The 15,654-nt window shown below is 36.7% G+C and carries 13 protein-coding genes; 12 read left to right on the forward strand and 1 reads right to left on the reverse strand.

From position 1 onward, the window contains the following. The first annotated feature begins 16 nt into the window (after positions 1-16). The 3 genes from leuC (at position 17) to MHB55_RS05485 (ending at position 3,748) form a co-directional block, all read left to right on the forward strand. Positions 17-1,426 carry a 3-isopropylmalate dehydratase large subunit gene (leuC, locus tag MHB55_RS05475; RefSeq protein WP_154311279.1) on the forward strand — a complete coding sequence of 470 codons (1,410 nt, stop codon included), beginning with the start codon at positions 17-19 and terminating at the stop codon, positions 1,424-1,426. 11 nt (positions 1,427-1,437) lie between these two features. Continuing rightward, the gene (leuD, locus tag MHB55_RS05480) at positions 1,438-2,028 is read left to right on the forward strand and encodes a 3-isopropylmalate dehydratase small subunit (RefSeq protein ID WP_154311278.1); all 591 of its coding nucleotides are present in this window, start codon (positions 1,438-1,440) and stop codon (positions 2,026-2,028) included. Between the two features lie 874 nt (positions 2,029-2,902). Beyond that, the gene (locus MHB55_RS05485) at positions 2,903-3,748 is read left to right on the forward strand and encodes a VOC family protein (protein WP_144537639.1); all 846 of its coding nucleotides are present in this window, start codon (positions 2,903-2,905) and stop codon (positions 3,746-3,748) included. Positions 3,749-3,922: 174 nt separating this feature from the next. Here MHB55_RS05485 and MHB55_RS05490 read toward each other — a convergent pair whose 3' ends face one another. Then, positions 3,923-4,714, reverse strand: coding sequence for an SDR family oxidoreductase (locus tag MHB55_RS05490; protein WP_340862785.1), 792 nt, complete (start codon positions 4,712-4,714; stop codon positions 3,923-3,925). A gap of 153 nt (positions 4,715-4,867) precedes the next feature. On the opposite strand from MHB55_RS05490, the gene MHB55_RS05495 reads away from it, so the two are divergent. From MHB55_RS05495 to cccB, 9 genes are all read left to right on the forward strand, one after another. Then, complete coding sequence (locus tag MHB55_RS05495; RefSeq protein WP_340862786.1) at positions 4,868-6,553, forward strand: methyl-accepting chemotaxis protein; 1,686 nt, start codon at positions 4,868-4,870, stop codon at positions 6,551-6,553. A 378-nt stretch (positions 6,554-6,931) separates the two neighbouring features. Next, positions 6,932-7,426: a C40 family peptidase gene (locus MHB55_RS05500; RefSeq protein ID WP_144537645.1), complete on the forward strand. Its 495-nt coding sequence runs from the start codon at positions 6,932-6,934 to the stop codon at positions 7,424-7,426. Between the two features lie 294 nt (positions 7,427-7,720). Next, complete coding sequence (locus MHB55_RS05505; protein ID WP_151110846.1) at positions 7,721-8,128, forward strand: PilZ domain-containing protein; 408 nt, start codon at positions 7,721-7,723, stop codon at positions 8,126-8,128. Positions 8,129-8,209: 81 nt separating this feature from the next. Then, positions 8,210-8,767: a ribosome hibernation-promoting factor, HPF/YfiA family gene (gene hpf / locus MHB55_RS05510; RefSeq protein ID WP_144537649.1), complete on the forward strand. Its 558-nt coding sequence runs from the start codon at positions 8,210-8,212 to the stop codon at positions 8,765-8,767. Between the two features lie 165 nt (positions 8,768-8,932). Beyond that, a complete protein-coding gene (gene secA, locus MHB55_RS05515) occupies positions 8,933-11,443 on the forward strand; it encodes a preprotein translocase subunit SecA (RefSeq protein WP_340862787.1) in 2,511 nt (836 codons plus the stop codon). A 28-nt stretch (positions 11,444-11,471) separates the two neighbouring features. Continuing rightward, positions 11,472-12,573, forward strand: a protein-coding gene (prfB, locus tag MHB55_RS05520) for a peptide chain release factor 2 (RefSeq protein ID WP_144538236.1) whose coding sequence is annotated in 2 segments (ribosomal slippage) — positions 11,472-11,543 and positions 11,545-12,573 — 1,101 coding nt in all. Because the reading frame shifts where the segments join, the coding sequence is not laid out codon by codon here. Positions 12,574-12,656: 83 nt separating this feature from the next. Continuing rightward, positions 12,657-14,120, forward strand: a complete 1,464-nt coding sequence (locus MHB55_RS05525; RefSeq protein WP_340862788.1) for a methyl-accepting chemotaxis protein — start codon at positions 12,657-12,659, stop codon at positions 14,118-14,120. A gap of 241 nt (positions 14,121-14,361) precedes the next feature. After that, positions 14,362-15,189 carry a YitT family protein gene (locus MHB55_RS05530; RefSeq protein WP_144538237.1) on the forward strand — a complete coding sequence of 276 codons (828 nt, stop codon included), beginning with the start codon at positions 14,362-14,364 and terminating at the stop codon, positions 15,187-15,189. A 50-nt stretch (positions 15,190-15,239) separates the two neighbouring features. After that, positions 15,240-15,590, forward strand: a complete 351-nt coding sequence (cccB, locus tag MHB55_RS05535) for a cytochrome c551 (RefSeq protein ID WP_144537655.1) — start codon at positions 15,240-15,242, stop codon at positions 15,588-15,590. Positions 15,591-15,654 lie beyond the last annotated feature (64 nt).

Genomic DNA, 15,654 nt, shown 5'->3' on the forward strand with positions numbered 1-15,654 from the left:
AAGGGAGAGGGACTAAATGGCAAAAACGATTATTGAGAAAATTTGGGATGAACATATTGTGTATGAGGAAGAAGGGAAACCAGACCTTCTCTATATCGATCTTCATTTGCTTCATGAGGTGACTTCTCCACAGGCGTTTGAGGGCTTACGTTTAAATAATCGTAAAGTTCGCCGACCAGACCTGTGCTACGCGACAATGGACCATAATGTGCCGACTAGAAACCGGGAAGAAATAAAAGATGTAATTGCACGTAAACAGATTAATACATTACAGCAAAACTGTGATGAATTTGGAGTTCCTTTAGCTAATATCGGTCATCCTGACCAAGGGATCGTTCATATAATTGGCCCGGAGCTAGGGCTAACACAGCCTGGAAAGACAATTGTTTGTGGTGATAGCCATACTTCGACACACGGTGCCTTTGGTGCAATCGCTTTTGGTATCGGAACAAGTGAAGTAGAGCATGTCCTGTCTACACAAACTCTTTGGCAGGCTAAACCAAAGACAATGGAGATAAAGGTAACTGGTGAGCTAGGGATAGGAGTAACAGCTAAAGATATTATTCTGGCTATTATCGCTAAATTCGGAATCGATATGGGAACGGGTTATATCGTGGAATATACTGGTGAAGCTATTCGCAAGCTAACTATGGAGGAGCGCATGACAATCTGCAATATGTCTATTGAAGCAGGAGCAAGAGCAGGATTGATTAGTCCCGACGAGACTACTGTAGAATTTTTAAGAGGTCGAGAATACGTACCAGAAGGTGAAGCATTCGACCGAGAAGCGTCACGATGGCTACAGTTGGCATCGGATAATGGAGCTATTTACGATAAAACCTTAGAAATCAATGCCAATGAAATTGAACCATTTGTTACTTGGGGAACGAATCCATCTATGGGATCTGGAGTCTCCCAAAGCATTCCTTATATAAAAGATTTTCATGAGTCATCCGATCAGCAGGCTCATGAAAAAGCACTTACTTATATGGGCCTGCAGGAAGGTATGGCTTTAACTGATATTCATATTAGTAACGTCTTCATCGGCTCATGCACTAATGCTCGTCTAAGTGATCTACGCGATGCTGCTAACATAGTGGAAGGACGTACGGTGCATCCGAATGTCAAAGCAATTGTTGTACCAGGTTCTCAAACTGTAAAAAAACAAGCAGAAGACGAAGGAATAGACCGAATTTTCAAGGCAGCGGGCTTTGAATGGCGCGAATCTGGCTGTAGCATGTGTCTAGCAATGAATGATGACATAGTACCTTCAGGTGAGCATTGTGCCTCAACTTCAAATCGCAACTTTGAAGGCCGCCAAGGAGCAGGAGCGAAAACTCATTTAATGAGTCCAGCAATGGCAGCTGCAGCTGCAATAGAGGGGCATATTGTAGATGTACGCAAATTTCAGCTAACGCATGCATAAGGAGGAGAACCATGGAGCCAATCAATGAAATTAAAAGTGTCATAACACCTTTAAATAGAAAAAACGTCGATACAGACCAAATCATCTCTAAAGAATTTCTCAAAAGAATCGAGCGCACTGGCTTCGGTAAATACCTGTTCTACCATTGGCGCTTCGACGAGGAAGGAAAAGAACGAACAGATTTTGTATTAAACGATGAACGCTATAAAGATTCAACTATTTTAGTAGCACATGATAACTTTGGCTGTGGCTCCTCAAGAGAGCATGCGCCATGGGCGATTTTGGACTATGGCTTCCGAGTAGTTATCGCGCCAAGCTTTGCAGATATCTTCTATAACAACTGCATGAAAAATGGCATTCTTCCTATTAAACTATCAGTTGAAGAAGTAGAAGCAATCCTCAGCAAGGAAAACTACTCTGTGGAAGTAAACTTAGAGTCACAAACAATAATCGGAGAAGATGAAGTAACATACTCATTCCCAATCGACCCCTACCAAAAGAAAATGCTCCTAAATGGCTGGGATGAAATCTCCTTAACCTTCCAATACGAAGACCACATTAAAGACTACGAAGAAAAGAAACTTGCAGGAGCACAATTATAAAGATTTAGCCACTAATCTAAAGAAGATTAGTGGCTTTTTATTGATAAAACATAGTTTTTGCAGCTGAACTAGGATTTAGCATAGACATTCTAAGCATAAAATAGCTTTATGACCGGATAGAGCACATTTATGACCGGATAAAAATATTTATGACCGTTCAAGAGAGATTTATGACCGGATAGATTTTTTTATGACCGCATAGAAAAATTTATAACCGTTCGCAACAAAAATAGACTTTGGAGCAGATTTATTCTGCAATAACGGCAATTCCCAATGCAATTAATGGCTATTTATTAGAAAAGAGAATTTAGCATAGACATTTTAAGCAGAAAAATAGCTTTATGACCGGATAGAGCACATTTATGACCGTTCAAGAGAGATTTATGACAGGATAGAATTTTTTATGACCGCATAGAAAAATTTATAACCGTTCGCAGCAAAAATAGACTTTGGAGCAGATTATTTTGTAATAACGGCAATTCTATATGCATTTAGTGGTTATTTAATTAGAAAATAGGATTTAGTATCGACATTTTAACTAGAAAAATAGCTTATGACCGCATAGAAAAATTTATAACCGTTCGCATCAAAAATGGACTTTGGAGCAGATTTATTTTGCAATAACGGCAATTCCCAATGCAATTAATGGCTATTTAATCTAGAAAAGAGGATTTAGTATAGACATCCGATCGCATCAAATGCAGTTTTTGGTCTAGGTTCATCTTGTAACAAAAGTTATCCCCATTGCGCCAATAGTTCTAAAAACAGGTAATATAATTCCCGTGTTTGTCTACAATGAAAGAGAGTTGACTTTCTTAGGTAATTAAAATATAATTACTTACGAAAAGTAAGTTAATTAGAGGAGCCAATAACTATGAAATTTCATCAAAAACCATGGACTTACGTAGAGCTAGTAGAGTTAAAGGTATCAGACTTAGAGCAATCACTTAAATTTTATGAAGAAGTAATCGGGTTTAGAGTATTAGATAAACAAGCAAACAAGATATGGCTAACGGCTGATGGACAAACGGCGTTGTTATCAATTGAACAGCCTGACAATGTAGAGCCAAAGCTACCTAAAACGACAGGTCTTTATCATTTTGCATTACTATTACCTAGTCGTGAAGATTTGGGGGCTGTTTTAAGATTCTTTGCAGAAAACGGAATTCGCATTGGTGCAGGAGACCACTTAGTGAGTGAGGCACTCTATTTAAATGACCCAGATGGTAACGGGATAGAGATTTATAGCGATCGTCCTGATTCTGGATGGAAATGGGATAATGAGTTTGTTGCAATGGATACATTGGCAATTAATGCTCAAGATATTTTAGCAGCTGGAGCAGGAACAGAGTGGAAAGGATTGCCTAGTGGAACAGTAATGGGACATATTCACTTGCAGGTGGTTGATATCGAGGAAGCCAAAGAGTTCTATGAGCTATTGGGCTTTGAAGTTGTTACACCTTATCCAGGTGCACTATTTATGTCCACTGGAAAATACCATCACCATATTGGATTGAACACTTGGGCTGGTGCAGGGGCCAAACCCGCTACAGAAGAAATGACCGGATTAGAAGCATTCAATATTATCTATCCTTCTATACAAGAAAGAGACTCTGCGATTACTAATTTAAGAAAAAAAAATATTTCTGTTCTTGAAGAAAACGATATTTTTTATACAAAGGACCCTTCTGAAAATAAAATAAAAATGATTGTTAAATAAATAAAAATGCCTCCTAAATTCTAGGGGGCATTTTGCGTATTATTTCATTTCCTTCTATATAAGACAGCTTCACTAATTTAATGTTTATCGATAAAACGCTCCAACCTCTTTAAGTAAGTAGAGGTTATCTCAACATATAAAATTTTTCAAAGCAATGCACGTCTTCTCCCTCATTTATAGAGCCTTTAACATTCCGCCATCGATAACTAAACTTTGACCAGTCATATAAGTATTTGCTTCGGAGCATAAAAACGTAATCACTTTGGCAAATTCTGCTGGCTCCCCATATCTGCCCATCGGAATCACTTGTTTGAATCCATCACGAACTTCTTCTATTGAGATATCTCGCTTTTTAGCAGCAATTTCATCTAGCTCTGTTACGCGATCTGTTTGAATCCGACCAGGCCCCGCTGTATTAATCAGAATATTATCATTCCCATATTCTCTCGCTATGCTTTTCGACAAACCAACCATACCTAAACGGAAAGTGTTCGACAAAATTAAACCATCTAAGACCTCTTTTGTAGAAGATGACGAAATGTTAACTATTCTGCCGAATTTTTGCGCTTGCATGTATGGAAGGGCTTGTCGAATAGTGCGTATATAGCTAAGCAAATTTTTTTCAAAAGCATTTGCCCAGTCCTGATCGGTTACTTGGCCAAATCCTCCGGGTGTCGGGCCTCCTGCATTATTGACAAGAATATCTACGCCACCAAGCTTTGTCTTTGCTTCTTTGAACAATTGAACAATATCATCTTCCTTCGTAACGTCACAGACGGTATAAAAAATTTCAGCATTACCGCTATTTTGTTTGATTTCCTCTAATGTTGTTTTTAATTCTTCTTCATTTCTACTAGAGATAAGCACCCTAGCTCCTTCTTTAGCAAACTGTAAAGCTGTTGCCTTTCCTAAACCTTTACTTGATGCAGTCACAATCACGCGTTTATTTTGAAGTCCTAAATCCATTATTGATCACTGCCTTTCCGTAAATATATGTTAATAATAATTTTACATTTAATATTCTGTTTTGTCAGTGTAAAGGTAATATTAAGAATACGTAAATCAAAACTGTTTTAGAAAATTATATGCTATATTTTCATTTAGGGGGGCTGAATACCTATGTTGAAGTGGTCTAAAATGCCAATTAGAATGAAGTATAACGTTGCTTTTTTTAGTTCTTTTCTCTTGTTTGGAGTCATGACAATATTGGTAATATACCAAGTGACAAAAAACTACAATCTTACAAATGAGCTAGAATTATCTTCTAAGAATGTGGAATATGTAGACAGGATGATGAATGAAAATGCAGGAATGTATATTGCCATTACTCACTTTACAGGAGATCCAATTGAACAGTATGAAACTGATTATCAAACATATAAAAAGAACCTGGAGTTACTTTTAAATGAAAAAAACAGATTTACTCAAGCAGAGAAGGAAAAGGTGTTAAGTACGATCCAAGGTATCCAAACTATCTATGAAACCAATCTTAGAACATCTGTACTAAATAAAGAAAATGTTGCCAAACGAAGGCAACTGAATGCTATACATACTCAATACAATGAACTTACATCTCTCCTAAATGATCAAAGAGAGAAAGAGTCGAATAATAGAGAAACAATTATAGAAGAAATGAATGAAAGCCAATTACAAACAATCCAATGGATGATTGGTTCGTTTCTTATATCAGGAGTCTGTTCAATTGGCTTGCTACTTTTGACTAACAAGCAAATTAAAGAGCAATTATCAATAGTTGCCTATTCTGCTAAAGAAATTTCTAAAGGAAAACTAAAAATAGCTCCAATTCCTATACTAAGTCAGGATGAATTAGGAGAGGTTTCGAGTGCTATGAACGATATGAAGGATAACCTCAAGGAGATGGTTACTATTATAAAAGCTACATCTAACAAGCTAAGTGAAGATAGCGTTTTATTAAAAGAGAATTCTTACCAATCCGTTGCTGGAGTTAACAGCGTACAAGAGGCAATCGAAGAGGCAAGCGTTAATATGAACGAGCAAAGAAATATGTCATCAGATATAAAATCTTTCCTAGAAAGATTCTCAGAGACCTTAACAATGGTAGCGGATCATGCCAATGAAGTAAAATTACAAGCTAAAAGTGCTGTAAGTATTGCAGATGCAAGTGCAATCACTTTAAATAATGCAATTTCGGAGGTTGGGATTCTTAGATCTTTATTTAAGTCCGCTGACCAAGAAAGAAAATTACTACAGAAGAAAACAGAAGAAATAGTAAAATTAACCTCAAAGGTACAATCTATTTCTAAGCAAACAAATTTATTAGCATTAAATGCTGGGATTGAAGCTGCGAGAGCTGGGGAACATGGCAAGGGGTTCAGCGTGGTAGCAGAGGAGGTAAAGAAACTAGCAGATGATGTCTCGGAAACCGCAGCAATTATTCGCGAAACTTCCATCTATATAACCGAGCAAGGAAATGACCTGAAAAAAGTATTTGCCGAAGGTCTTACGACAGCAAATTCCAGTGAGTTAGTGTTTCATTTATTAAAGGAAAAATTAGAGGTCATCATTAATTATATCCATCAATCAAACGAACAAAATAATCAAATGGCTTTATCTATGCAGACTATAGAGAATGACAAAAACGAAACAGAAAATAGAATAATAGAACTCGCAAAGTCAATCGATATAAATTCAGGCTATATGGATGAAACCGTTCAATTGCTTTTCCTTAATGTCAAAAATATTAAATCCTTATCGAAGCTAATTGGTGATTTAAGCGATCAAGCAGAAATTTTAGAACAATCTACAACTCGCTTCGAACTTTAAAAAAAATTATGTATATGAGATTAAAATATGACTTAAAAGTATATAGGTAAATAGTTTGTTAAATGTTTTAAAATTGCACCTTCTAGCGATAAAAATTTTTCATATGCTCTTTGAACTTAATTTATGATAATTGTCCCAATATCTATTTTAAAAAGATTTCACAATATTTATAATGAAAAACATCGACTTTTGTCGATGTTTTTTTATATAAATCCATATATATCAAGGGTTGTCCATAATTCCAATGAAAAATGCTCTGTTACATTAGACGTCCTTTGTAATGAAATTGTTACATAACTGTAAAATAAAAAAGGTTTAAAAAGTGATAAGATGAATTCAGTTAAGTTTTCAGAAAATTTATGACGTCGGAGGAACTACATGAACTTGAAGTCTATATCGCAAAAAGTCATTGGTATAATAATTTTATCCATGCTTTTAGTCACACTTCCATTTGCAGCAAGCACCGAAGCTTCTAGCTCAATAGATTCATCTGAATTAGTAGCAACCGCTAAAAACTTAATAGGTATTAAATATCGCGGAGGCGGAACTACAACTGCTGGATTCGATTGTTCAGGCTTTGTAGGCTACGTATTTGATGATTTAGGCATTAATCTTCCAAGATCATCCGCAGGTATGTATGCAACTGGTTCTAAAGTTGAAAAAGATAACCTGGCTTCAGGAGATCTTGTTTTCTTTAATACATCTGGTAAAGGCATTTCACATGTTGGAATATACATTGGGGATGGAAAATTTATTCATTCATCGACTTCTAAAGGCGTGAAGGTAGATAAGTTAAGTGATCCTTATTATTGGGGCAAACGCTTTGTTGGAGCAAAAAGAGTCGCAGATGTAACAATGACAGCAAATAAATAAAAACATATACCCGGATACCTTATCGTATAGTGCGATAAGGTATTTTTTTATTACTAAATAAATTAATACGGGCGAATGACCATCAGCATAAGCGCTTTTGGACCTTTTGTAATTTGAATAATTATGCGGTGGTTTTAAGATAACTAAAGAGAGGTATATAGGCTAATAATAACTTCCACTCTATAACCACAATATGGAGTTTGCACACCATTAATTTCTTGATAATTATTCTTCCGTTAGTCATAATGGAGGGATATAAATAGGTTAATATTGGTGTGTGTGGGAGGAATTACAATGCAGTATAAGAGAAATGAATATTTTCGATACACTTTCGGTGAACCTTGTGAGGCAACATTTCGTTTAATAAAGGACACGGGAGGTGACCGCCCTACAGAATTCTCGAATAAAGGGAAGTGTCAAATCATAGATATAAGTCCCAATGGCTTAAGGATAATTACAGAGCTTTCTATTGTAATTGAGCTATTAAAAGTGATAGAAGTGAATTTTATCATTGATGAGACACCACTTAGCATGATTGGGGAGCTCGTGTGGTCTAAGAAAAATGTCAATGGCTTCGAATACGGAGTGCGATTGAGTGGAGATCAAAATAACGAGCAAAAAATCGTAAATGACCTTAAAGTACGAAGTCGAAAAGAAATGGAATTAAAAACCAAAAATGTGTCAAGATTCGACAAAAAATAATTATTTTATTTTACGAAAAGAAGGATATTTAAAAGGAAATGTTGAAATATTATATAGAGTTAAATTAAAGGAGGAGTTTACATGCTAAACTTTAACATTCGTGGAGAAAACATTGAGGTGACTCCTGCAATTCGTGAGTACGTTGAAGGTAAGGTCGAAAAAGTCGGTCGTTACTTTAACGAAGAAATTCAAGCGACTGCAAACGTCAACTTAAAAGTGTACAATGACAAACAAACTAAGGTCGAAGTAACAATCCCGATGAAGAATTTAACTTTAAGAGCGGAAGAACGTCATACTGATATGTATGCCGCTATTGATCTTATAGTAGATAAATTAGAGCGTCAAATTCGAAAATATAAAACTAAAGTAAATCGTAAAAGCCGTGAGCGTGAGGGAGTAGGAGCATATTTTGCTGCTATCGATCCACCGGATGCTCCAGTTTCTCTTTCAGAGGAAGACGAGTACAATATCGTCCGTACAAAACAGTTTGATTTAAAACCGATGGATCAGGAAGAAGCAGTATTACAGATGAATATGCTTGGTCACAGCTTCTTTATCTTTACTGATGCCGATTCAAATGGTACGCATATCGTCTATAAACGTAAGGATGGAAAATACGGTTTAATCGAAACAAATTAATTAAACCAATAAAAATTATACCTAAAGTAAGCATATCGACATAAAGTGACAAAAACTCTTCTCTTTTCATAGAGAAGAGTTTTTGTATTTATGGCTCACCTCATTTGCGTGAGTATGTAACGAATGGTAAAATGGAGAGTAAGACTAAATGGGAAGTGAATATAAATGCTTAATGTTCTTAATAAAGTGTTCGATTTAAATAAACGTGATTTAAAACGATTAGAAAAAATCGCTGATAAAGTAGAAGCATTGGCTAGTGAAATGGAAGCTCTTACTGATGATGCACTAAGCGCAAAAACGGAGGAATTCCGTGAAAGGTTCTCTAAGGGTGAGACTTTAGATCAGCTTTTACCAGAGGCATTTGCCGTTGCGCGTGAGGGAGCTAAACGAGTACTAGGTTTGTATCCATTCCGAGTGCAAATCATGGGTGCAGCAGCACTGCATGAGGGTAATATTGCAGAGATGAAAACTGGGGAAGGTAAAACCCTAACGTCTACTATGTCTGTTTATTTAAATGCCCTAACAGGACAAGGAGTCCACGTAGTAACAGTAAACGAATACCTGTCTAGCCGTGATGCTGCGGAAATGGGTAAACTATATAATTTCTTAGGTCTATCTGTTGGACTAAATTTAAATTCTCTTTCTAAAGATGAAAAGCGTGAAGCATATGCTGCTGATGTTACGTATTCCACAAACAATGAGCTAGGATTTGATTATCTTAGAGATAATATGGTGTTGTACAAGGAAGAAAAAGTACAACGTCCGCTTCACTATGCCGTAATAGATGAGGTTGACTCCATCTTAATCGATGAAGCGAGAACGCCTTTAATCATTTCCGGACAAGCAAACAAGGCTGCTGCACTTTACAAGCAAGCAAACGCATTTGTTCGCACTTTGAATAAAGAAGATGATTATACGTATGAAGAGTCAACTAAAGGTGTAACTTTGACTGATACAGGAGTTGAAAAAGTAGAAAAAGCTTTCCATATCGAGAACTTATTCGACTTAACTCATGTTCGATTGAATCATGCGATCAACCAATCTCTAAAAGCACATGTTTCCATGCATTTAGATGTTGATTATGTTGTGCAAGAAGGTGACGTAGTCATCGTTGACTCCTTCACCGGACGACTGATGAAGGGCCGTCGTTATAGTGACGGATTGCATCAAGCGATTGAGGCTAAGGAAGGCTTAGAAGTACAAAATGAATCGATGACAATGGCTACGATTACCTTCCAAAACTTTTTCCGTATGTATGACAAGCTGTCAGGGATGACAGGTACTGCTAAAACAGAGGAAGAGGAATTCCGTAATATTTATAATATGAATGTTATTGCTATTCCAACGAATAAACCGATTGCTAGAGATGATCGTCCAGATTTAATCTATGCATCCATGAATGGAAAGTTCGAAGCGGTTGCAGCTGATATAGCAGAACGTCATAAAAATGGACAACCAGTTTTAATAGGTACTGTTGCGATCGAGACTTCTGAAATTATTTCAAAGCTGTTAACAAAGCATGGCATCAAGCATAATGTATTAAATGCAAAAAACCATGAGCATGAAGCAGAAATTATCGCAACTGCAGGACATCTTGGTTCTGTAACAATTGCCACTAACATGGCTGGGCGTGGTACAGATATCAAGCTTGGAGACGGGGTTTTAGATGCTGGTGGGTTAGCAGTAATTGGTACTGAGCGTCATGAGTCGCGTCGTATTGATAATCAGCTACGAGGACGTTCTGGTCGTCAAGGGGATCCTGGTGTAACTCAATTCTATCTTTCTATGGAAGATGAATTGATGCGTCGATTTGGTTCAGACAATATGCGCACTATGATGTCTAAGCTTGGAATGGACGATTCACAGCCTATCCAATCTAAAATGGTATCCCGTGCAGTGGAATCTGCTCAAAAACGTGTAGAGGGTAACAACTTCGATTCTCGTAAGCGTCTATTACAATATGATGATGTTTTGCGTCAGCAACGTGAAATTATATACAAAGAACGTAACGAAGTATTGGAAACAGAAAATATGCGTGCTTTAGTTGAGACAATGATCTTTGCTGCTATTGAGCGTTTAGTTACTGCTCATACCAATGCAGAAAATAAAGCAGAGTGGAACTATAAGGCAATAGAGGATTATGTTCAAGCTAATCTGCTTCCAGAAGGTGTCATCACTCAAGCAATGTTAGAAAATATTTCTCAAGATGAAGTTATTGAGAAGATTAAAGATGAAGTAATTAGCTTTTATGATGCAAAAGAAGCGGAAATGACTGCTGAGCGCATGCGCGAATTCGAAAAAGTTGTTTTACTTCGTTCAATTGACTCTAAATGGATTGATCATATCGATGCGATGGATCAGCTTCGTCAAGGTATTCACTTACGTGCATATGGACAAAATGATCCACTTCGTGAATACCAAAGTGAAGGGTTCGCCATGTTCGAATCCATGGTAGAGGCTATCCAAGAGGATGTAGCGAAGTATGCTATGAAAGCAGAAATCCGCAACAACCTGGAGCGTGAAGAGGTAGCTAAAGGGCAAGCTGTGAATCCAAAAGAAGAAGGCGGTCCTGTTAAGAAAAAACCAGTTCGCAAGCAGGCCAATGTAGGTCGCAATGAGCCATGTCCATGTGGTAGCGGAGAAAAGTTTAAAAACTGTCATGGTGCAGTTAGATAATAGAGATATTCGGAGGAACAAAAAAATGATAGAAATTTCAGTTGTAAGAAATGAATTAGACCGTACAGCCGGTAAGTTAAAAGACTTTAGGGGGTCTCTTTGACTTAGAAAACAAAGAGGTTCGTATTCAGGAATTAGAGGAGTTAATGACTTTCCCAGATTTTTGGGATGATTCTCAAGGAGCTCAAAAGGTTATTAATGAGTTAAATGGTTTAAAAGGAATTGTTGAACAATATTATAATCTTGTATCTACACAAGAAAATCTGGAAATGACTCTTGAATTATTGAAAGAAGAGCCAGATGAAGAATTACAAGAAGAGCTTGGAAAAGAGTTAAAAGAATTCACTACTGCTCTAGAAGAATTTGAACTTCAATTATTACTAAGTGAAGAATATGATAAGCACAATGCTATTTTAGAATTGCATCCTGGTGCGGGTGGAACAGAATCACAGGACTGGGGTTCCATCCTTCTACGTATGTATCAGCGTTGGGCAGATAAACGCGGCTTTAAGGTTGAGACAATTGATTACTTACCTGGTGATGAAGCTGGTATTAAATCCGTTACCTTACTGATAAAGGGTCATAATGCTTACGGTTACTTAAAAGCAGAAAAAGGCGTTCATCGTCTTGTCCGTATATCTCCTTTCGATTCATCTGGTCGCCGTCATACATCGTTTGTTTCGTGTGAGGTTATGCCAGAGTTTAATGATGAAATAGAAATTGAAATCCGCACAGAAGATTTAAAAATAGATACGTACCGTGCAACAGGTGCCGGTGGTCAGCATATCAATACAACTGACTCAGCAGTTCGAATTACTCACTTGCCGACCAACACAGTAGTAACTTGTCAAACGGAGCGTTCACAGATTAAAAACCGTGAACACGCAATGAAGCTTTTAAAATCTAAGCTATACCAATTAAAAATTGAAGAACAGGAAGCACAGCTTGCTGAGATTCGTGGAGAGCAAAAAGAAATCGGATGGGGTAGTCAAATTCGATCTTATGTATTTCATCCATACTCAATGGTTAAAGACCACCGTACGAATGAGGAAAGTGGAAACGTCCATGCGGTTGTAGATGGTGAAATAGACCCATTCATTCATGCATACCTACGCTCCAAAATAAATTAATAGACGGTAAAAACTCCCATGTTATAATAAAATTACATGGGAGTTTTTATGTGTTATTTTATATTGGGAATGGAGAAAAGGAAATGAACATTAATGAGTTGAAGCAGAAAGATCTATTAAGAAAAAATACCATACTTTATATTGCTTATGCATTAGCAGCTGGATTAGGGCTATTAGTGCAAGTTATGATGCAAGCGAAAACTGCAATTATTATTTCAATAGGTATACCCTTTGTTGCTTCTTTTATTTTTTACTATTTTGCTAGAAAATCGATGAATATTGCCAAAATGTTTCCTTATATTATTATATTGGCTACCGCAATTACTGCAGGTAGTACAGCTTATTTCAATGTAATCAGTATAGCGACAATTATTTTAGCATTCTTCGTACTTATATTAAGTAGTATTCATAATGATCGTTTCGTTTTTATATATGGTTTTGTTTTATCAATTATTGCCATGTCTATAAATGTTGTAAGGGATGAGCCAAACTTATTTGAGGGGCAAACAGTAAATGTGTTCTTTATACATTTTATAATGGCATTGGGCATCTATTTACAGGTTACTCAAAGTAAATCTTTGTTCTCAAATGTAGAAAGATTAATGGGTGAAGCCGCTCTTAAAGCTAAAGAAGACAGCCTTCTTAACGATAAATTGGAAAATGCAGTACATATCATTACTTCAAATTTAGAACAAATTCGTCAAAGTACACAATCTGCTAATATAGCTCAACAGGAAATGCTTATTGCAGTAGGGGAAGTCAGTAGCGGGGCTCAACGTCAAGCTGACAATGTAGCTGATATTGTCCATAATACAGAAGCTACATCTAGCTCAGTGAAAGAAATGGCTATTAACTTAGAGTCGATAGTTCAGAAGGCAGAAGTAGCAGGAAAAAACGCTTCAGATGGGTCACTGGTCATGGAGGAAATGACGAAAGACATTAATCAATTTACAATCTTTTTCGAGGAATTAAACCAAACGTTTCAAAATCTTTTTGAAAAAATTACTGAAACAAATCAGTTTGCCAGTGACATTCGTCAAATTACAGAGCAAACAAATCTTTTAGCATTAAATGCATCTATTGAAGCTGCACGCGCTGGAGAACACGGTAAGGGATTTGCAGTAGTAGCTGAAGAAATACGAAAACTAGCTGGTGTAACCAATCAAACGGTAGAGAAAATAGATGATAATCTAAACAATGTCAACAAGTTTAATGAGGCAGCTCTGCAAAAGCTTGAAATAGGTTTAGCACAAATTCACAATCAGTCAGAAACAGCTGAACAATCTAACAAATCGTTCAAAAATCTATTTGAAACGATGAGCTCACTTCAACAGTCGTTGGCAATCTATTTAAAAGAGATTGATACGATTGCAAAAAACAGTGAAGAAATTAACATAAGCACTACTGAGTTTGCTGCAATTATCGAGGAAAGTACGGCAACTGTGGAGGAACTAAATGCGACACTAGTAAATATTACAGAGGATCAGCTAGCCATTGCCGATTATATTGAGGAAACCTATAAGGAAGCACAGTCCATTAATAACTAATCTATTATGTTTAAACTGCGTATCTAATTAATTTTAGAAACGCAGTTTTTATGTATGATTTTATTTAACTATATAGTACATACTAATCAAATCAATCTATTAATACGTCATCTTGCTGAAGTTCACAAAAATGTCTTCTGTTGTTATACTATTTCAGGTTGAATAAAAGTATTTACATGAAAGAGGAATTACGATGACTACAACGACAAATAATAGAGTTCATAAAGAAATGGCTCCATGGATGGTACAAGCGAGAGATTATTTTTACGTCATAATAGGAGCAGCAATAATAGCTCTTGGCTTTAACGTATTTTTATTGCCGAACCAAGTAGCCTCCGGGGGAGTTAGTGGAATAAGTACGATATTAACAGGAGTATTTGGCTGGGAGCCAGGACTTGTTCAATATGCTTTCAATATTCCATTATTTATAGCAGGTTTAATATTTCTTGGAGCAAGGTTTGGTATCAAATCATTAGTAGGAACCTTAGTGCTACCAGCTGTTGTCTTATTAACAGCAAGCTGGGAACCATGGACATATAATCCATTGTTAGGCGCTTTGTTCGGTGGAATCACAGTAGGGCTTGGATTAGGAATTGTCTTCAGAGGTGGTGCTTCCACAGGTGGAACGGATCTAGCTGCTCAAATTATCACAAAGTACACAGGTTTTTCATTAGGAAGAAGTGTTTTACTTATCGATGGCTTAATTGTACTGAGTGCAGCAGTAGTATTTGATATAGAAAAGGCTTTATACGCGTTGATTGGGTTATTTGTTACAACAAAAACGATAGATATCGTGCAGCTAGGATTTAGCCAATCTAAAATGATTTATATAATTACGAATAAACAGGATGAAATAAGGGAAGCTATATATAAGGAGATTGATCGAGGTGTGACGAAGCTTCCTGCCTATGGCGGATATACCAATGAAGAGAAATCCATCCTTATGGTGGTGGCCTATCAAACAGAGTTCACAAAGCTGAAACAAGTAGTCCAAATCATTGACCCCACTGCGTTTGTCATAGTTTCTGATGCCTATGAGGTATTAGGAGAAGGTTTTAAAAGGTACTAAATTTGGTATAATAAGATTGCAATTCCATAATGTTGAGGGAGGTTAAATTAATGAACAAAAAATTACTAGCTGTCATCTTTGGAGCAGGTCTAATGCTTGCTGCTTGTGGTGGTGGAGACGATGAAGCAAAAGACACTTCAACAACTGATGATGGATCGACTGGTTCTTCTGAAACTGCTTCTGTAGATGCAGAGAAGATTGTCAATTCTAAATGTATTACTTGTCATGGTGGAAACTTAGAAGGACAAGGTAGCTTCCCAGCAATTGCTGATGTAGGCTCTCGCTTATCTGAAGATGAAATCTTAAATGTTATTTTAAATGGACAAGGCGCAATGCCACCAAAAATCATTCAAGGTGAAGAAGCAGAAGCAGTTGCTGCATGGTTAGCTGAGAAAAAATAATCGATTGAACGAAAGCAGCTACTTGTAAAAGTAGCTGCTTTTTTGAATGATAAGAAAAGAATGT

It is taken from the genome of Psychrobacillus sp. FSL K6-1267 (assembly GCF_038003265.1).
In the GTDB taxonomy this organism is placed as follows: domain Bacteria; phylum Bacillota; class Bacilli; order Bacillales_A; family Planococcaceae; genus Psychrobacillus; species Psychrobacillus faecigallinarum.